An 18,729-nucleotide genomic window follows, 5' to 3' on the forward strand; every position below is an offset into this window, starting at 1 on the left:
CTGTCCGGGCCTGCTGTTTTATTTACCAAATAGCCCATCTCCTACATCTCCCCCGCACTGGAGCAGCCAGTAAAAAAATGTGATCAACAGAATTCCGCAGAGCGCATTCAGATGATGTTTTTCTTGCGAAGTCTGGATGGTGCCGCTCCGGATACTAAACTTTCTGACATCTAAAAAGGCCGGAACATCCATCGATGTTCCGGCCTTCGCACATGAAATTTATGTTTACGATACGTGGCTGTCTTTCCCTTGTTCCGTTTCGGCCTGCTTAGCCGTTCGCATGGATTCGTTGAAGTCCGTCAGAAGCTTTTCGATTTCAGCGTTCGTCGAAAGCTTGTAGCACTGCCGGGCCGTCTCGCGTGCATCCTGTGCCGATGTATTCAATATCCGGTGCTTCACCCGAAGCAGCGATTGGATCGACATGCTCAAGTCATGAACTCCAAGCTCAAGCCAGAGCGGAATGGAGCGTTCATCCCCTGCCATTTCCCCGCACACGCTGACCGGAATGTCCGCCTGACGAGCGGCGTCGACGATTGTACGAAGCATGCGCAGTATCGCCGGATGATAGGGATGATACATATGGGCTATCTGCTCGTTCATCCGGTCAACAGCCAGCACATACTGCACCAGATCATTGGTGCCGATACTGAAGAAGTCGCTTTCCTGCGCGAGCAGATCGGCAATCATCACGGCTGCCGGAATCTCAATCATGACCCCGACCTGAATGTCGGTATCATAAGCGATGCCCCGGGCATCGAGATCTGCCATGGCGCGGCGCAGAATTTGATTGGCTTGTCTGACCTCCTCCACCGAGGAAATCATCGGATACATGATTTTGGCTTTGCCATATGCGCTCGCACGCAGAATGGCCGTCAGCTGCGTCTGGAACAGCTCTTGACGCTCCAGGCTGATGCGGATCGCCCGGAAGCCGAGGAACGGATTGTCCTCCTGCGGCAGCGGAAAATAATCCAGCTGCTTATCTCCGCCGATATCGAGCGTACGGATGACGGTTGAGCGGCCGTCCATTTTTTGAACGACCTGCCGGTACACTTCGAATTGCTCCTCTTCGCTCGGGAAACTGCTCCGGTCCATGTACAAGAACTCGGTTCGGAACAATCCGACGCCAAGGGCGCCGTATTTCACGGCCATATCCAGCTCCTTGACCGAACTGATATTGGCCGAAAGGCGCATGGCCGTACCGTCTTTCGTGACGGATTCGACCATGGACAGCAGCTCCAGCTGCTCCCGTTTGGCTTGCTGCTCCGTTCGCGCAAGCTCAAATTGCTCTACGGTCCGTTGATCGGGATTGACGAACAAATGTCCGGATTCCCCATCAAGCACGATTAAATCGCCGGTTTGAATCGGCGCAGCCAGTTTGCCCTCCAGTCCCGCAACAAGCGGAATGCCCAGCGCACGCGCCATGATGGAGGAATGCGAGGTTTTGCCTCCAAGCATGGTCACGACGCCAAGCACATGGCTAGGATTCAGATGCGCCAATTGAGACGGGGACAATTCCTTGACAACGAGCACATAAGGCTGCGTATCCGACGGCAGCGTAATTTCCGGTGCGCCGAGCAGATGCTTCAATAGTCGGTTGCCGACATCCTTGATATCCATGGCCCGCTCTTTCATGTATTCGTCATCCAGCAGATCAAACATCGTTACGAAATGGTCAATCGCTTCTTTTACAGCCACTTCGGCTGCTTTGTACTGACGCTCGATGACCCCCTGTATTTCGTTCATGAAGACCGGATCATCCAGAATCGCCAGATGAGCGTCAAAAATACTGGATTCCTCTTCCCCGACCATATCCCGGAATTCGTTTTTGATATACTCGATTTCATTTTTGGAGGTGCGTATCCCTTCATACAGCCGCTCAAACTCATTGGCCAGATCGACTGCGTCTATTCCGGTCTCAGGCAGATCCCATTCCCAGTTCGGCAGAACGAATGCTTTTCCAATTGCGATGCCGGCAGATGCTCCGATGCCTTGTATCATGATTCCAAACCTCCAACATTTCTGTCGTGTAATACTACGGACATGACGGACGTCTGTCCCTTCTTCACCGCTTTGAACGGAGCGAAGCTCCACGATTTGACGCGATCCGGATTCGTGATGACCATCGGCGTCGCAATCGAGGTGGCATGTTCCCGGATAAAGGCCAGATCGAATTTGACGAGCAGCTGCCCCGGTTCGACCGAATCGCCTTCCTCGACGACAGCCTGAAAGTGACCGCCCTTGAGCTGGGATGTGTCGATGCCGATATGCAGCAGCACTTCAAGACCCTCCGGCGTGGAAATGCCAACAGCATGCATCGTCGGATAAATGTGCATCACGGTCCCGAAAACCGGGGAAACAAGCTCCCCGCGTTCAGGCATGAAGGCAACGCCGTCCCCGACCAGCTTGGCGGCAAAAATTTGATCCGGAACCTCCTCGATCGGCAGCATCCGGCCCTGCACGGGCGCGCTGAACAGCACCTGCGGCAGATCCCGCTGCATCAGCTTGTTCACTTCTTCGCGGATCAGCTCCGAATATGTGCCGAACACGACCTGAACGTTTCCGCCTCCCAGCTTAATGAGACCGGCGGAGCCAAGCATCTTCAGCGCGTTTCCATCCACAAGCCTGTCGTTTTTAACCGTCAGCCGCAGACGCGTGATGCAGGATTCCACCTGAACGATGTTCTCCTTACCGCCCAGCGCCTCAAGAATAAGCGGAGCCTGATACGGAATGCTGCCTGCCCAATCCTCGAGGTTCGATCCTTCCTCACGCCCCGGCGTCGGAATCTGAAACCGCCTTATAGCCCATCTGAACAAGAAGTAGTATCCCATACCATAGCCAATGCCGATCGGGATCAGCAGCCAGGCGTGATGCGACAAATGCAGGTTCAGAAAATAATCGATTGCCCCGGCCGAATAGGAAAAGCCGTGATGAATGTCCAGCTCGTAAGTGAGCCACATCGCCGCGCCCGAGAGCACGGCATGCAGGATAAACAGATAAGGCGCCGCGAACAGGAACGCAAATTCGATCTGCTCGGACACTCCTGTTAAAAAGCATACGAGGGCTGCCGTCAAAAAAGTCTTCTTAATCTTCGGTTTCAGGTCTTCCCGCGCTTCTTGAATAATCGCCAGCGCAATGGCCGGCAGCGCGAACATCATGATCGGAAACAGGCCGGCCATGTAGTTCCCCGCCGTCGGGTCTCCCGCAAAAAAGCGCGGCAGATCGCCTTGGACGATATTGCCTGAAGGCGTCTGATAAGATCCCACTTGAAACCAGAAGATGTTATTCAGAAGATGGTGCAAACCGAACGCGGTCAGGATTCTGTATAAAATACCGTACAAAAACAGGCCGAAGCCCCCGAGATGACTCATCATCAGCGTCAGCTCGTCCAACCCCTTCTGTAAATAAGGGGTTATGAACAGCAGCGCCCATGAAAATATGGCCGAGAATAATCCCATAAACAGCAGGACGAACCTCGATCCGCCAAAAAACTGCACAGCCTCGGGCAGTTTAATATGCTTGTACCGGTTATAAGCTACGCCCGATACGATTCCGAAAAGGATTCCGACCAGGGTCGTAGGCTGGATGTGGCCGTTCCCCATATGCCTTGTGATCTGATCATAAATAAACATGCCTGCCAGAGCTGCAAGCCCCGCCAGTCCTGCCTGGTTCGCAAGCCCTGAGGCGACGCCGACCGCAAATAAATAAGGTAGAAAATAGAAGATGCCCTGTCCTGCCCAGGTGCTTACCTCAGCGACATGAGGGAGGCCCCAGGCGGCCCAGGGAAGACTGCCTACGCTCAGCAGTATGGCGGCCGACGGCAGTACCATCGTGGGCAGTATGACCGCTCTTCCGAGCTGCTGCAGAGATCCGAGCCAATTCAAGAAAGGCACTCTCCTTTCAAAAAGCACATCAGAGTTTGCAAAATTCATGCTCGCCGATTCCTGCAAAATCTGCACATATTTCAAATGGTAAGCTTTCATCAAGATTTTGTCAAAAAGAAAAAACACCCCCGGGCCATCCAACGTGGCGGGGGTGCCGGATTACAACGAGGTATTTACCGTTTGCCGGATCTGTCAGGCTGCGTGACGGCTTCCTCGACTTTGATGCACCGGTCCATAATCACTCTCATGCCGCTTTGCTCAGCGATCGCCGCCGCTTCATCATTGACGATCCCAAGCTGGAGCCACAGCACGTTCGCTTTAATCTCGGCAGCTTCGCGGGCCACGTCAGCGCAGTATTCACTGCGCCGGAACACGTTGACGATATCCACCGGCTCGGGGATATCCTTCAGCGATGCATAGCAGTTCTCGCCGAGTATTTGCTTGCCTTCCACTGCCGGATTCACCGGAATAATACGATAACCGCGGCTCTGCATCGCCTGGGCTACCATAAAGGATGTCCGGTCCGTTTTGTCGGATAAACCGACAACGGCGATATTGCCTGCATTCTCCAAAATCTTTTTGATCTCATCGCGAGTCGGATTTTCAAATGACATGCTTCAGCCCGCCCTTCCCTTATTCCTATGTTATGTTATGTTATGTTCTTCTTCGCAGTTATTTTACCCATTCCACCCAGGCGCCAAGCGCCTGCATATGATCGAAGAACTGCGGATACGACTTGGCCACGTGATGCGCGTCTTTGATTTTGAGCGGCTGCTTGGCCCGCAGCCCGACAACCGTGAGCGCCATAATGACGCGGTGGTCGTAGTGCGCGTTGATCTCCACGCCGCCTTCGACCCCTTCCGGACGGCCGTGAACGATGATCTCCGCCTGCCGTTCCTCTACGTTGGCGCCGGCTTTGCGCAGCTCGGCCAAATAATCGGTGATGCGGTCGCATTCCTTGTAGCGCAAATTTTCGACGTTATAAAACCGCGAGGTTCCTTCAGCGAACACGGCAGCGGCGACCATCGCCAGCACCGCATCCGTAGCCGCGTCACCGTCAAACTCCACGGACTTCAGCTTGCCGTTGCCCCGGACATGAACTTCATCGTTGTCATGCGTCAAAGGCACCTGCATCATGCGCAGCACGTCTACGACCGCGCGCTCACCCTGCTTGCTCTCCACGGGCAGGCGCTTCAACAGGACATCGGACTCCGTAACTGCCGCAGCAGCCAGCACGGCCGCAGAGCCCGGATAATCGCCTTGGACCGTATACGTCTTGGCCTGGTACGACTGATTGCCCGGAATCCGGAAATGCATGTAATCCTCGCTTGCGTGAATCACGATTCCCGCCTGTGCCAGCACCTCGAGCGTTTGTCCAACGACAACCTTCGATTTCAGGTCATCCAGAACCTCGATTTCGCTATCCTCGGCCAGCAGCGGCGTCAAGAACAGCAATGCACTCAAATACTGCGAGCTGACGGTGCCGGATACTTGAATCAAGCCGCCCTTCGGCTGCCCGCCACGAATACGGATCGGCAGGCGGCCGTCATGGTGTTCCACCTGAACGCCCATTTGGCCCAAAGCCGTGATCAGATCATCATGCGGTCGTTTGCCGAGCGAGTCAGGATATGTATTGACGAACGTTACATCCGGGCAAAGCGAGGCAATGCCCATCAAAAAACGGAGAACGGCTCCTGCATTGCCGACGTTGAGCTCTTTGACATCCCTCGGATGGCGTCCAAAGCCGGTAATTACCGCCTTCTCCTCATCTTCCACCAGCACCGCTCCCAAGTCCTGAATACAGCGGCGCATCGCATCACTATCTTCACTATGGGCTGGGAAATATACCGTGCTCGTTCCTTCGGCAAGAGCTGCGACCAGCAAATAACGGGTAGTATAATTTTTGGAAGAAAGCGCTCCGATCTCCCCCTCTAAACGCGGTGTCGGTTTAACAATCAAATCCATATCCCCTTGTCTCCTTCTCTTTTATTTTCATGTACCAAAAAGGCACGCGCTTGATTTGACAGCCCATTTAGAGCTTGGTTATCATATACTTAACTGCAGATAAAACCATTGAAAAGAGGTTATTCCATATGACACCCATCCATGAAATAGATCCATCCGAGCTCAGAAAACGGCTGATGGACGGAGAGACCCCGCAAATGATCGACGTCCGCGAGGACGAAGAAGTCGCGCAGGGAATGATCAGCGGCGCCAAACATATCCCGCTTGGACAAATTCCGGATCGTCTGGATGAAATCCCGAAGGAAGGCGAAGTCATCATGATCTGCCGCAGCGGCGGCCGCAGCATGAGAGCCTGCCAATTTCTCCAGCAGCATGGTATTGAGTGCACGAACATGACCGGCGGCATGCTTCGCTGGAACGAAGAAGAATAAACCGCAATGATACGGCAGGTCCTATAAGGGCCTGCCGTTTTTTATTCGGAATGCCGCCTCCTATAGATTTTACCACAAAAAGCTTAGACGCGGTAATGCGTTAAAATAAACTGCGCAACTTCATCCGCACTAAGGCCGCTCGTATCCACCGTGCAGTGGGCAAATTGATAGGCGTGCTTCCGCTCCTCAAGAATGGTACGGATCCGCTCTTCGGCATTGCCTGCCAGCAGCGGACGATTCGTATCCTCCTTGACCCGCTCAATAATCGTCTCCGCCTCCGCCGTCAGCGCGGCGACGAAACCTCCGTTAACCATGAGCTCGCAGTTGGCCGGGTTCAGCACGGCTCCTCCGCCTGTGGCAATGATCTGCCGTCCGCCTCTCGATAGAACCTTGCGGAGCATGTCCGTTTCCGCCTGCCGGAAGAAGGCTTCGCCGTGCAGATCGAACATCTCCGGAATGGTCATCCCCGCTTCGGCCACGACCGCCGCATCCAAATCGACGAGCGAATAGCCGAGCTGTTCAGCCAGGATCCCGCCGACCGTGGATTTCCCGGTTCCCATCATTCCGATCAGTATGATATGTGAATTCAATTGATGCAAATGCGACACCCCTTCTGTTCCCTTGCCATCCCCAAAAGCTTTTTCATATCATAACACAGGCCAAAAACTTTCGACAATCTTGCAAACTCCCTTGCAGCAAAGAAGTCTATTTTCTCTGAGTCTATCATATAGATACATTGAACTAAAGAAAGAGTGATCATGAATCGGAAGAGCCGGAAGATCAAGCTTTAGTTCATTTCATAGATCCCGTCATAATTTCCTGGTTCCTCAGCTGCCCCGCTAGGAAAATCCGCTGTTCGTAAGGAGTGGAACGTACCATTATGCCAGAATTCCGTCCCCTTTCGCCGGAAACGGCCGCAAGAATCCGGCAGATCGCCGATCCGCGGCATATTCTTTGCCGCGAAGACATGCATTGGGTGCTGCATTATGTGCAACAAAAAGTGGCTCAGAGAGAACCAGCGCTGCTGGAGCTCTCTAAGCCACGAATCTTGTTAAACTTCCAGTATTTCGGCGAAGCGGCACTGCTGCTGCTAAGCCGAACCTCATCCGGACATGCGCAGGATGAACGCATCCGGACCTGCCTTCAGGAAGCCATGCACGGACTTATCCCTCCGGATGATTATGAAGACAAGCCATAGATCCTCCGGTTACGGATGTTACTCCTGAATCCAGTTGTGGTGGAAGACGCCTTCCTTGTCCACACGTTTGAACGTATGCGCGCCGAAATAGTCGCGCTGCGCTTGCAGCAGGTTCGCAGGAAGTCTTTCCGTGCGGTAGCTGTCGAAATATGCCAGCGCGCTGGCAAAGCCCGGCACCGGAATGCCGCGGCTTACAGCAGCGGACACCGTAGAACGCCATGCGCCCTGGTAATTTTCGATAATATCTGTAAAGAACGGATCCAGCAGCAGGTTTTTCAAGCCTGGATCCTTCTCGTAAGCATCCGTAATGTTCTGCAGGAAACGGGAGCGGATAATGCAGCCGCCGCGCCAGATTTTAGCCAGCTCGCCGTATTTCAGATCCCAACCGTACTCATCGGATGCCACGCGCAGCTGCGCGAAGCCTTGGGCATAAGATACGATTTTGCTCGCGAACAGCGCTTTGCGCACATTTTCGATGAATTCCCCTTTGTCGCCCTGGAATGCTTCCGTTTTAGGACCACTCAGGATTTTGCTTGCTTCCACGCGCTCTTCCTTCATGGCGGACAGGAAACGGGAGAACACCGATTCGGTAATCATGGACAAAGGCACGCCAAGATCGAGGGAGCTTTGGCTTGTCCATTTTCCGGTGCCTTTTTGTCCGGCTGCGTCCAGAATGGCGTCAACCATCGGTTTGCCGGTGTCTTCATCCTTTTGCGCGAAAATGTCGGCGGTGATTTCGATCAGGTAACTGTCGAGCTCGCCCTTGTTCCAGTCGCTGAAAATCTCATGCAGTTCGTCCGCGCCCAGGTTCAGCACGTCCTTCAGCAGATGGTAAGCTTCACCGATCAGCTGCATGTCGCCGTATTCGATACCGTTATGCACCATTTTCACGTAGTGTCCGGCACCGTCTGGTCCGATATATGTACAGCATGGTTCACCATTCACTTTAGCGGAAATCGAAGTGAGGATCGGTTGTACCAGCTCATATGCGCTCTTCGGCCCGCCCGGCATGATGGAAGGACCTTTGAGGGCGCCTTCTTCGCCGCCGGAAACGCCTGCTCCGATAAAGCGGAAGCCTTTTTCCTCCAGCATCTTGCTGCGGCGCTGCGTATCAGGGAAGTAGGCGTTGCCGCCGTCAATAATGATATCACCTTGATCCAGATGCGGAATCAGTTGGTCGATCGTAGCATCCGTCGCTTTGCCGGCTTGTACCATGATCAAAATTTTGCGCGGCTTTTCAAGCGACTCGACAAATTCCTCAATAGAGAACGTACCGGTCAGGTTTTTGCCTTTCGCCTCTTCCAAAAGGGCTTCCGTTTTCTCCGGGGAACGGTTGAACACGGAAACAGTAAAGCCTCTGCTTTCAATATTGAGAGCCAGGTTTTTGCCCATAACAGCAAGGCCGATGACACCGATTTGTTGCTTCGACATATGGTCCTCCATCCTTTACCTCTTTATTTTGTGAAAAAATCTAGAATACAGCTATTTTAGCGTGTTTACGCGTGAAAGTGAACCCCTCATCCTGTAAATGATGCGTGACAAAACACCTCGCCTTGGGCTGAGGTGCTTTCATCACTTCTTTATATTGTCATACAAACGGAGCTTTACCATTCAAGCATGAACAGCTGTTTCGACAATTCGGAAAGCTTCTTGCGGCACAGCTCAGCTTTCTCCTCATCTCCGTTTTGTAGCGCTTCATGAAGACGCTCAAGCTCATCATCCACCTCAAGCTTCAGCAGCAGCAGCCGCATTTCCCCTTCCTTCGAAAAATACAGCTTGGAAATCTCCTGCTCCGTCATGAACGGTCCCTTTTGATACAGCACCCTTTGCTGGTATCCGGAAATTTCAACTAAGCGGATGACTTCGCCGAATAAAATGCTCTCCACCAGAATCTGACGGTCCTTGAACCGCTTCACGACCGCATGGCCGCGTGTATCCTCGATCAGCTTCTCCATCCATTCCGCCAGTTTGGCATCGCGGATAATATAATCTCCCACCATCTTATAACCGTTTTTGGTACGATTAAACCGCAGCTTGACGAGTTTGCGCCCCTTTCTGACGGAAACGATGAATAAAGATTCGTTTTCACTCCAATAGAGGGAATATCCCTCTTGAATCAAATCCTTAATCAGGTCCTGAATATGCCGCCGGTTAAACCGAAGCTCCAGATTGCAGTATTCCACTTCATAGCTCTTGTTCACGGCACTCCCTCCCTTAAGTTTTGGACCGCTAAATCCAAGAGAAACCTGCGCTTCAAAAAAACAACCCTGCAGATTGAAATTGATTAAAAGCTTTGATCTATTTTATACTTTATCTTATGTAACGGTAACTTGGTTTATTGACTATTTTTACCCTTTCCGTATTGGAGCCAAACAGCCCGGAGGGGTATGATATCATAGGACAACTTATACACCGTAATTGATCATAGGAGGCCGCAGCATGTCATTTGAAGGTTTTAACACCAAGGATTTCGAAGTATTCAACGTTCCCGGACTTGCGCCCCGCATGGAGGCCTTGATCGCAAACGTGCGTCCCAAGCTGGAAATGCTGGGTAGCGAGCTTGCCCCGTTTCTATCCGCGCTTTGCGGGGAAGAAATGTTCCCCCATGTAGCCAAGCACGCCCGCCGCACCATCAATCCCCCGAATGATACCTGGGTCGCATGGGCCGCGAGCAAAAGAGGTTATAAGGCACTGCCGCATTTTCAGGTCGGCATGTTTGAATCCCACCTGTTCATTATATTCGCCGTCATTTACGAGAGCTCGAACAAGACCATTTTCGCCAAGCATCTCGAGAAAAACCTCAGCAAGGTCAAAAAGAGCCTGCCGGATGATTTCTACTGGTCGATGGACCATATGGATCCCGGCTTTACGCCGCATGGCGATATGAGCTCCAAGGATTTCACGCAGATGGCCGAGAAGCTCGAAAGTGTCAAAAAATCCGAAGTGCTGTGCGGACTGCGCATACCGAAGGGCGAAGCCGTCCTCGATCAAGGACCGGAGCTCATTTCCGTCATCCAATCCACGTTCGAGAAGCTGCTGCCGCTGTATAAAATGGCATTTTAAAGCCGCGGACAACAAAAAGCTGTACCGGTGCATGGGAAGCATCCCCTGCCGGTACAGTTTTTTTGCGTCGTACCCATTTCTTCACTCAGCCTGCGGTTTTCATTCGGCGCGACAGAATAAAGTGGATCACAAACAATAGAGCCATCACGATGGCACTTGCCATGAACGGCGACGAATGTCCCAGGCGATCCCACAGCTGACCGGACACGATCGGACCCACCACCATGCCCGAGCCCTGAAGCGTCAGGAAAAATCCCCATACCGCGCCGCGCTCTCCTTCTGGAACCAGATGCGACACAAACGTATTCCAGCCCGGCAGAATCATGGCATAGCTCACGCCGACGATACATACGAAAATGAACACGAGTGCGAGCGAATGGACCATGGAAAAGATGCTCAGCGAACAGGCGGCGAGCAGAAACCCGGCATTCAAAAACGGCCTCGTGCCGAACTTGTCGATCAGCTTTCCGCATGGAATCAAAGCAAGCACCGTGATGCCTCCTCCCGCGACGAGCAGCAGACTGTACATATTAGGCGAAATGTGGAGCTCATTTTGCACGTAAAGCGTGATGACCGGGCTGAGGAGACCGATGACGAATGATTGGAGAAAAAGCGCCGGATATACCATCCAGCTGACCTTGAGCGTATGTCTGACCTCATGCAGCGTTTTTTTCACACTTTCCCATAGATGCAAGAGCTTATGGCCCATGAGTGCCACAAAGCCTTTTCCGGCTCCCGCAGCGGACGAAGCTGCCGTCTGAAGCGGAATTCTGACCTTGGACGGCAGCGTCAGCGCGACCAGAACCAGAATGATGCCGACGCCGATCAGAATCAGGAATGCCGTATGATAATTTTTCTCCGTTCGGTCCATCAGTAAGTTCATGACGATCGGTCCGGACCCCGTACCTGCGAGCGAAGCCATTTCCAGCGTCCCCATCGCCTGGCCGTTGCTGTTGTTTGGCCCCGATATTTCCGTCGTTCCCGTCATGGCGGTCGGCCACAGCGGGGAGGTTCCCAGTCCGAGGATGAAGCAGGCAACAGCCAGCCAGAAAGCCCCGGAGGAAAACGCGATGATACATACGGCGATGACGGTCATCAGGAGCGCGCCGGCCATCGTTTTGCGGTATCCGAGACGCTCCCCGATCCAACCGAAGGGACTCCGGAACAGGTTATCCCCGATATACTGCAGAGAAAACGCGATGCCGATCGTATGCGCGGACAGCCCGAGCGAATTTTTCATATAGACGGGCAGTACCGCCACCAGCAGCGAGCCTTTCATAAATTCAACTAGAAATAGGATTATGAGCAGTCCGACAAAAAATGGGGATCTGAGCCGTTTAACGGCAGCTGCTTCTGCTCTTTGCGGCATCTTTTTCACATCCTCTACTCGTATTGCTGAACGCTTGTCTGAACAGAGCATATTTATAATGTACCCCGAATTCCCTCCATATTTTCACTCTTGACGAAATGTACGCTTGCAATCGCCCCCCATTTTGCTATACTCATCCTTGTAATTTTAACAGACGAAAGGTTGTGACAGCATAAAATGGACCACCGCCGTACGCCGCTATTTACTGCTCTGAAGGAACATGCGGCCAGCAATCCCGTACAGTTTCATATTCCCGGACACAAAAAGGGCATGGGAACCGACACCGAGTTCAGAGAATTTATAGGTGATAACGCCCTATCCATAGATTTGATCAATATTGCGCCTCTGGACGATCTCCATCAGCCGACCGGCGTGATCGAGGAAGCCCAGAAGCTTGCAGCCGACGCCTTCGGCGCGGATTATACTTATTTCAGCGTCCAGGGGACAAGCGGTGCCATTATGACCATGATCCTCTCCATGTGCTCGCCCGGAGACAAGATCATCGTGCCTCGCAACGTGCACAAATCAGTCATGTCCGCCATTATTTTCTCGGGAGCGAAGCCGGTATTCGTATCCCCCGCTCAGGACGAGAATCTGGGTATCGATCACGGCATTACCACCAGATCCGTTCAGCGCGCCTTGGACCGCCATCCGGACGCCAAAGCGGTCCTGGTCATCAACCCGACTTATTTCGGTGTATGCGCCAACCTGAAAGAGATCGTGGAACTCGCGCACAGCAGACATGTGCCTGTCCTGGTTGACGAAGCCCACGGCGTTCTGATCCACTTCCATGAAGATCTTCCGATTTCCGCGATGGAAGCTGGTGCGGACATGGCCGCAACAAGCGTTCACAAGCTTGGAGGCTCCATGACGCAGAGCTCTGTACTCAACCTCAACACGAAAAACGGCTTTGTGAACCCGCAGCGCGTGCAAACGATCATCAGCATGCTGACGACCACATCAACATCATACATTCTGCTCGGTTCCCTGGATACGTCCAGACGCAATCTGGCGATCAACGGTCACGTAATGGCGCAAAGAGCGATCGATCTCGCGCAAAATGCCCGCCGGAGCATCAATCAGATCGAGGGGCTGTACTGCTTCGGTGAAGAAATTCTCGGCGGAGAGGCAACCTTCGATTATGACCCGACCAAGCTGACCATTCACGTTCGGCATCTGGGCATCACCGGATACGAAACCGAAAACTGGCTGCGCGAGCATTATAATATCGAAGTCGAACTGAGCGACATGTATAACATCCTCTGCCTGGTCACTCCGGGCGATAACGAAGAAACCGTTTCGATTCTGCTGACGGCGCTTCGCGAGCTTGCCGGAACGTATTATAACGTGAACACCGCCAATGAGCTGATCGTCAAAATTCCGGAGATTCCGCAGCTGTCGCTGATTCCAAGAGACGCCTTCTACGGAGACACCGAAGTGATTCCGTTCAAGGAATCGGCCGGCCGGATCATCGCCGAATTCATTTATGTCTATCCGCCGGGCATCCCGATCCTGCTGCCGGGTGAAGTCATCTCCCAGGACAACATCGATTATATCGTGGATCATGTTGACGTGGGGCTGCCTGTAAAAGGCCCGGAAGACCGCTATATCAATAACGTAAAAGTTATTGTCGAAACCGATCCGATTTTTTAATAAAGCAGACAAAAAACCCGGTCCCGCAGAAGCGCGGTCCGGGTTTTTATCACATGCTGAGAAAATTAGTCTTCGGAATCCTGCTGAGCGACCAGCTCGTTATAAGCCGCCTCAACCTCGTTCCATTCTTGCTCGTCTTCAATATTGTAAAGCATCATTTCGTCGTTTTCTTCCTCAACGCGCAGGATGATGCCATCGGCTTCCGGGTTTTCGCGCTCCAGCAGCAGTGCGTACAGTTTCTCGCCAACGTCAAATGTTTCGACAAGCACCATTTCCACATCGTTGCCTTGCTCGTCAGTCAAAGTCAGTACAAATTCCTCATGCTCATGATCGTGATCATGGTTGCAATTTTCATCATGCACGTGGTTGTGATCGCTCATTACAAAAAACCTCGCTTTAGGTTATATAGTCATACCATCGTATCGTATCACGTACCCGTTCCCTGGTCAATTTATCCTGTTTTCCTGGCATCACTAATTCAGGGCCGTAATCACTTTTTCCGAAACCAATGCATAGTCGTCATTTTTGGAAGCCTTAACGTAGAACCCAACCTTATATTTGCCTGCTGTTTTGAAATCATACGTAAAGTCGTACGTTCGGAACCAGAAATTATCCTTCTGTTCGCTCAGGTCCTGGGACTGGATATCCTTCACGTTGCCCGACGGATCCGTAATCGCAACCTTAACCGAGGAGACGCGCTCGGAGAGGCTGTCCACCTGACAGAATACATTGAACTTCAGCTTGCCCTTATTGACGTTGCCAAATACGGTATCGCCTTTAAACAGGAAAATATGTACGTTCGGCTTGATGAAATTCACCTTGTTGGCATCTCCATCCCAATTCACCACACCGTTGAATTCCCGAATCGGGACGTAAGTTTTACCATCGATCACATAGCCGCCGTCCTGCACTTCCTGACCGTTAATCCAAACCCTGATTTTCTGGGATACGGAGTCCGCGAACATGACGGAACTGCCCATCAGAGAGAAAGCAAAAACGCATACCAAAATCTTTTTCCAATTTCTCACCCTTGAATTCCCTCCATTTCCTTCATGATGTTGTATGTATATACGAAAAGTAAGTATGCAAGTTGCGGTGCTTCGGTACATTCCGTGATGATTTTTTTAATCCGATTAAAAATGAAAAAAGCCCGGCTGGGGGCACAGGCTTTTTACGGTCTGCGTAGTCTAGTTGACTTTGGTTAAAATGCAGGGAACGCCTTTGCCGACGGCACCCGGCTCTCTCATGCGCTCCGCATAAGCCATTCCTCGCGTGCAAGGCGTTTTGCAAGCCTCGCATACCTGGGAGGTGACCAGCTTCATGCCTTTATGCATTTTTTCGCCTTTGGCCTGCGACGGTTTTTTACCTTTTGACTTAACCATGCCTCAATCCCCATTTCCTAAAAGCCTATGGTGCATAGTATGGAGATTTATGACAATGTGGAACTGTGAGTTATAATGATGTTATCAACATGAGGAGGTGACAGGAACCTTGAATTTGGAACTGCAAATGATCGGAACCGGCAGTGCCTTTGCCAAATCGTATTTCAACAACAACGCCCTTTTGCGGGACGGGGAGTTCACATTGCTGATCGACTGCGGAGTTACCGCCCCCCTTGCGCTGCATCAGCTGGGCAAATCCTTCGCGGACATCGACGCGGTGCTGATCACCCATATCCATGCGGATCATGTCGGGGGTCTAGAGGAGCTTGCCTTCAAGATGAAATTTACTTATAAACGCAAAATCAAGCTGTATATTGCCGAAACGCTGACGCAGATTTTATGGGATCACTCCCTCAAAGGCGGACTGTATCAAGCAGGCGAAATCGCCTCCCTGGAGGATTTGTTCGAGGTCTGTCCGCTTGTGCCCGGGAAGCCTTACGAGTTGTCAGAGCATATACGGATCGAACTGATCCGAACCGAGCATATCCCCGGCAAAAACAGCTATTCATTGTACGTGAACGATCATATCTTCTATAGCGCCGACATGATCCATCACCCCGAACTGCTGCAGCAACTTGTGAAGGAGCGCGGCTGCAGCGTGATTTTCCATGACTGTCAGCTCGAAGGTCCCGGAGTCGTACATACTACGCTCACCGAGCTGATGGCTTTGCCGGAGGAAATCCGCCGCATCATCCGTTTGATGCATTACGGAGATACCAAGGATGAATTCGCAGGGAGAACCGGTGAGATGGTCTTTATGGAGCAGGGGCGCACGTATTTGCTATAGATGATAGACATCCTCCATTGGCCCTCATACCAGAAAAAAGCCGGCAACAGGCATCGTCCATGCTTGTTGCCGGCTTTTAAGTTGTCGCGCAGCTTACTTCTATTCAAAGCGGGGCAGCTGATCCAAATTGTTCGACGGATCTCCGTCGGCGTCGCCGCGGATATACATGCCTCCGTCTCTTCCTTTGAATACATTCACGCCGGCAATGGCTCCGGCTTTAACTTCCTGCAGCGCCTCGTCGTAGCTGAGCACGCGTCCAGAAGAGGTTTTGAAGGCGGTCAAGTCACCGTCGCCGTTTTTTTGCACTGCGATAAATTGTTCACGCCCTGCAGTTCCCATCGTGATCCGCTCCTTTGTCAGGTGAGATGCCCATCCTGTGGGCTATCGTTAGGTTCCCCTGACATGACCGAAGCTATCCCTTTTATAGCGATTTTTTCATGCGCACATGCGGAATTCCCGCATCGTCAAACGGCTCCTTGGAGATCGTTTCATAGCCCTGCTTGGCGTAAAACGGCTCTGCCTGGCACTGCGCATCCAGAATCGAATAAGACAAGCCCAGCTCCCGCGCGCGTTTTTCCATCGCCATGAGCAGAATGCGGCCATAGCCGCCCTTCCGGTAAGGCTGAAGCACGGCGATCCGCTGCATTTTGGCGGTCTCGTTATTGTAATAAATCACGCGGCCGGTCGCGACATATTCGCCATGCTCGTCCTGAACCAGAATATGATGCACATCGTCACTGATCACGTCGTATTCGTCAATTTCGAGGTCCTCCGGAACCTTTTGCTCCTCGACAAAAACCTTTTTTCGGATCTCCAGTCCGTGTTGCAGCTGATCTTGCGTTGTTACGTTGATGATTTCGGCAGCCATCCAATACCCCTCACTTTCGTCATTCCGTATTGCCTCTCTTCGGTCTTTCGATAAAACACGATTGAATTATTATACAAAAAAAAGATTTTCATGTATAGTTTAGGCTAGAGCCATGAGGAGAGGAGCGGCAGGATCGATGGGTATGGGAGCCACCATTGTTATTTGCGCAGTTATGGCTGCTGCATTGATTTACTCGTTCATATACGTGACGAAAAAAGGATATTCCCGCAAATGGGATGAGGAATAAAACGAAGAGAGCCGGCATGCCGCCGGCTCTCTTGCTGTTCTGCTGCTATATTATGCATGATCACGGAGGTGAAATTTGACCCTTGGAATAAACGTCTCCGGAGACGGATTGACCGCTGTTGTACATATCTTTCATGACCGGAGAACTTGAGCCTTTGCTGGACGAGCTGCCCGAACAGCCTGCGAGCGCAGCGCACAGGAGTCCGCTGAGCAAGGCTAACCACCATTTTCTGGGCATGTCATGCCACTCCTTTAAAGTCCGTATACCTGATATTCTTAACCTAATTCACTGCTTCTAACACCCTGTTTATTATAACGACAGGATGACTTCAGTATTCACGCCTCATGCTGTTATGTATTCATTCATTCGTTATGCAAAAAAACAATTGACACCCCTTCTTCTCGCTGATAATATATTAAATATCTTCTTTGCTTCACATGATCTGCTAGCTCAGCTGGGAGAGCACCATCTTGACAGGGTGGGGGTCAGTGGTTCGAGCCCACTGCAGATCATACACAAAAAGCCCTTGATAATCAAGGGCTTTTTTCTTTTTATTATTCTATTACTCACCAGCTGACCCTGTGACCTTTGGGGGAGGATCGATGGGGATCATATTACTAGGATGGAATATTTTACTCATATGAAGAGTAAATATCGTCAAGGTATAATGTTCTCTGAGGTGGGCCATTTACATGATATGGTATTTTAAAGTGTTAAAAAATTATATAGGTTTTCAAGGTAGAGCAAGACGCCAGGAATATTGGATGTTTACTTTAATCAGTGGTATCATCTCCATTGCATTGTCCTTGTACGAAACATTTAGAGGTCTATCGTCGGGGCTTTCTTGGGTGTATACATTGGCTGTTTTTATGCCGACCTTAGCGGTTACCGTCCGGAGGCTTCATGACACCGGGAAAAGCGGGTTTTGGTTTTTTATCAATTTCCTTCCCATCGTCGGCACCCTTATTTTACTCATATTCACGTGCCAAGATAGCGAGGAAGACGAAAATCAATATGGGCCCAATCCCAAGAAAACCGCTTAATGGATGTGAGCCAGGTTTTTTTCAGTATTGAAAGGATTGCAATTTTGTAGGTCTATTTTCTTAGTATTGTAACAAATTAATGCTTTATATCCGGCTTCGTTTCCCGTATGATAGGAATAGAAAATGATTCCAAAGTCTTTATTACAGGAGAATAGTCGCATGGAAAAGGAAATCGAGCTCGCCATCAAACGCGGACATTACGTATTCGTCAAAAGTGTAGACGGCAGCACACTGACAGGCATCCCGGAACAATCGAGTGACCCGAACAAATTAAAAATGCGTACCGCCCTTGGCTCCTTCTGGATCCCTATGGATGAAGTAAGCCATGTGTCGCGCCTGATCCATATTAAATAACAACTACTCGACTGCTGCGGATGCGGCAGTTTTTTTCTTTTGCCGTCATGAACAACGGATTGATTCAAGCCCTCTCCTTCCGGTTTATCGTTACATATAGCACAGCTCCGGCTGCATAGGGATATAATCTTTGGTTCAACCTATACGAAGCCGATAGAGAAAGGAAGGGATTGTCATGGAAAAACATGATCCGCACGAACATGAAGAACGATTCCCGGGAGTGGATCCGATTCCGGAACCGGACAAAGAAAATCCATCTTCCACCACCATGATCGAGGAAGTTCTGGAGGAAGCGTCCGACGAAGCCCGCAAGCGCAAGGATCACAAGGAATAAAGCGCCTTAAGCACACGAGCATGGAATCAGTCATCCGACAGAACGACTGACAGCCGACTCGCAAGGGCGAATATGAAAAAGCCGGGCCTGCTTG

At 51.4% G+C, this 18,729-nt stretch carries 22 protein-coding genes and 1 tRNA gene; 9 read left to right on the top strand and 14 right to left on the bottom strand.

Going from position 1 to position 18,729, the window contains the following annotated elements:
- Positions 1–225: 225 nt before the first annotated feature.
- The 4 genes from ptsP to aroA all read right to left on the bottom strand — a co-directional run bounded on the left by ptsP (position 226) and on the right by aroA (position 5,846).
- Entirely contained in the window at positions 226–1,998 is a 1,773-nt protein-coding gene (gene ptsP, locus PCH05_RS14260; RefSeq protein ID WP_127603066.1) for a phosphoenolpyruvate--protein phosphotransferase, read from the bottom strand.
- Complete coding sequence (locus PCH05_RS14265; RefSeq protein WP_127603067.1) at positions 1,995–3,881, bottom strand: glucose PTS transporter subunit IIA; 1,887 nt, start codon at positions 3,879–3,881, stop codon at positions 1,995–1,997. Before PCH05_RS14265 ends, ptsP begins: the two co-directional genes overlap by 4 nt.
- 173 nt (positions 3,882–4,054) lie before the next feature.
- Complete coding sequence (locus PCH05_RS14270; RefSeq protein WP_127603068.1) at positions 4,055–4,495, bottom strand: CoA-binding protein; 441 nt, start codon at positions 4,493–4,495, stop codon at positions 4,055–4,057.
- A 58-nt stretch (positions 4,496–4,553) separates the two neighbouring features.
- Positions 4,554–5,846: a 3-phosphoshikimate 1-carboxyvinyltransferase gene (gene aroA / locus PCH05_RS14275; protein WP_127603069.1), complete on the bottom strand. Its 1,293-nt coding sequence runs from the start codon at positions 5,844–5,846 to the stop codon at positions 4,554–4,556.
- Positions 5,847–5,974: 128 nt separating this feature from the next.
- Here aroA and PCH05_RS14280 point away from each other — a divergent pair, with 128 nt between their 5' ends.
- On the top strand, positions 5,975–6,277 hold the full coding sequence (locus tag PCH05_RS14280; RefSeq protein WP_127603070.1) for a rhodanese-like domain-containing protein: 303 nt from the start codon (positions 5,975–5,977) through the stop codon (positions 6,275–6,277).
- Positions 6,278–6,360: 83 nt separating this feature from the next.
- Here PCH05_RS14280 and PCH05_RS14285 read toward each other — a convergent pair whose 3' ends face one another.
- Positions 6,361–6,876, bottom strand: coding sequence for a shikimate kinase (locus PCH05_RS14285; RefSeq protein ID WP_246049563.1), 516 nt, complete (start codon positions 6,874–6,876; stop codon positions 6,361–6,363).
- A gap of 281 nt (positions 6,877–7,157) precedes the next feature.
- Here PCH05_RS14285 and PCH05_RS14290 point away from each other — a divergent pair, with 281 nt between their 5' ends.
- The gene (locus tag PCH05_RS14290) at positions 7,158–7,475 is read left to right on the top strand and encodes a hypothetical protein (protein ID WP_127603071.1); all 318 of its coding nucleotides are present in this window, start codon (positions 7,158–7,160) and stop codon (positions 7,473–7,475) included.
- 18 nt (positions 7,476–7,493) lie between these two features.
- On the opposite strand, the gene gnd is transcribed toward PCH05_RS14290, so the two are convergent.
- Both gnd and PCH05_RS14300 read right to left on the bottom strand, forming a co-directional pair.
- On the bottom strand, positions 7,494–8,906 hold the full coding sequence (gene gnd, locus PCH05_RS14295) for an NADP-dependent phosphogluconate dehydrogenase (RefSeq protein WP_127603072.1): 1,413 nt from the start codon (positions 8,904–8,906) through the stop codon (positions 7,494–7,496).
- Between the two features lie 173 nt (positions 8,907–9,079).
- Positions 9,080–9,676: a YkzI domain-containing protein gene (locus PCH05_RS14300; protein WP_127603073.1), complete on the bottom strand. Its 597-nt coding sequence runs from the start codon at positions 9,674–9,676 to the stop codon at positions 9,080–9,082.
- Positions 9,677–9,914: 238 nt separating this feature from the next.
- Here PCH05_RS14300 and PCH05_RS14305 point away from each other — a divergent pair, with 238 nt between their 5' ends.
- On the top strand, positions 9,915–10,538 hold the full coding sequence (locus PCH05_RS14305; protein ID WP_127603074.1) for a DUF1054 domain-containing protein: 624 nt from the start codon (positions 9,915–9,917) through the stop codon (positions 10,536–10,538).
- Between the two features lie 85 nt (positions 10,539–10,623).
- On the opposite strand, the gene PCH05_RS14310 is transcribed toward PCH05_RS14305, so the two are convergent.
- Positions 10,624–11,907 (bottom strand): MFS transporter, encoded by a 1,284-nt coding sequence (locus PCH05_RS14310; RefSeq protein ID WP_127603075.1) that lies wholly within the window; start codon positions 11,905–11,907, stop codon positions 10,624–10,626.
- A gap of 177 nt (positions 11,908–12,084) precedes the next feature.
- On the opposite strand from PCH05_RS14310, the gene PCH05_RS14315 reads away from it, so the two are divergent.
- Complete coding sequence (locus PCH05_RS14315; protein ID WP_127603076.1) at positions 12,085–13,560, top strand: aminotransferase class I/II-fold pyridoxal phosphate-dependent enzyme; 1,476 nt, start codon at positions 12,085–12,087, stop codon at positions 13,558–13,560.
- A 65-nt stretch (positions 13,561–13,625) separates the two neighbouring features.
- Here the strand turns inward: PCH05_RS14315 and PCH05_RS14320 are convergent, their stop codons facing one another.
- The 3 genes from PCH05_RS14320 to PCH05_RS14330 all read right to left on the bottom strand — a co-directional run bounded on the left by PCH05_RS14320 (position 13,626) and on the right by PCH05_RS14330 (position 14,942).
- Positions 13,626–13,940, bottom strand: a complete 315-nt coding sequence (locus tag PCH05_RS14320) for a DUF1292 domain-containing protein (RefSeq protein WP_127603077.1) — start codon at positions 13,938–13,940, stop codon at positions 13,626–13,628.
- A gap of 93 nt (positions 13,941–14,033) precedes the next feature.
- Positions 14,034–14,540, bottom strand: coding sequence for a stalk domain-containing protein (locus tag PCH05_RS14325; protein WP_127603094.1), 507 nt, complete (start codon positions 14,538–14,540; stop codon positions 14,034–14,036).
- A gap of 207 nt (positions 14,541–14,747) precedes the next feature.
- Entirely contained in the window at positions 14,748–14,942 is a 195-nt protein-coding gene (locus PCH05_RS14330) for a hypothetical protein (RefSeq protein WP_127603078.1), read from the bottom strand.
- A 109-nt stretch (positions 14,943–15,051) separates the two neighbouring features.
- Between PCH05_RS14330 and PCH05_RS14335 the strand changes: the two genes are divergently transcribed.
- Positions 15,052–15,789 carry an MBL fold metallo-hydrolase gene (locus PCH05_RS14335; protein WP_127603079.1) on the top strand — a complete coding sequence of 246 codons (738 nt, stop codon included), beginning with the start codon at positions 15,052–15,054 and terminating at the stop codon, positions 15,787–15,789.
- A gap of 99 nt (positions 15,790–15,888) precedes the next feature.
- On the opposite strand, the gene PCH05_RS14340 is transcribed toward PCH05_RS14335, so the two are convergent.
- From PCH05_RS14340 to PCH05_RS27290, 3 genes are all read right to left on the bottom strand, one after another.
- Complete coding sequence (locus PCH05_RS14340) at positions 15,889–16,128, bottom strand: DUF3892 domain-containing protein (RefSeq protein ID WP_127603080.1); 240 nt, start codon at positions 16,126–16,128, stop codon at positions 15,889–15,891.
- An 82-nt stretch (positions 16,129–16,210) separates the two neighbouring features.
- On the bottom strand, positions 16,211–16,657 hold the full coding sequence (locus PCH05_RS14345; protein WP_127603081.1) for a GNAT family N-acetyltransferase: 447 nt from the start codon (positions 16,655–16,657) through the stop codon (positions 16,211–16,213).
- 307 nt (positions 16,658–16,964) lie between these two features.
- Positions 16,965–17,141, bottom strand: coding sequence for a hypothetical protein (locus tag PCH05_RS27290; RefSeq protein ID WP_164766649.1), 177 nt, complete (start codon positions 17,139–17,141; stop codon positions 16,965–16,967).
- A gap of 202 nt (positions 17,142–17,343) precedes the next feature.
- Between PCH05_RS27290 and PCH05_RS14350 the strand changes: the two genes are divergently transcribed.
- From PCH05_RS14350 to PCH05_RS27295, 4 genes are all read left to right on the top strand, one after another.
- Positions 17,344–17,416, top strand: a tRNA-Val gene (locus PCH05_RS14350).
- Positions 17,417–17,596: 180 nt separating this feature from the next.
- Positions 17,597–17,947, top strand: a complete 351-nt coding sequence (locus PCH05_RS14355) for a DUF805 domain-containing protein (RefSeq protein ID WP_127603082.1) — start codon at positions 17,597–17,599, stop codon at positions 17,945–17,947.
- Between the two features lie 159 nt (positions 17,948–18,106).
- Entirely contained in the window at positions 18,107–18,301 is a 195-nt protein-coding gene (locus PCH05_RS14360; RefSeq protein ID WP_127603083.1) for a hypothetical protein, read from the top strand.
- 175 nt (positions 18,302–18,476) lie between these two features.
- Positions 18,477–18,635, top strand: coding sequence for a hypothetical protein (locus PCH05_RS27295; protein WP_164766650.1), 159 nt, complete (start codon positions 18,477–18,479; stop codon positions 18,633–18,635).
- Positions 18,636–18,729 lie beyond the last annotated feature (94 nt).

Source organism: Paenibacillus chibensis, assembly GCF_004001045.1.
GTDB classification, from domain to species: Bacteria; Bacillota; Bacilli; order Paenibacillales; family Paenibacillaceae; genus Paenibacillus_AQ; species Paenibacillus_AQ chibensis.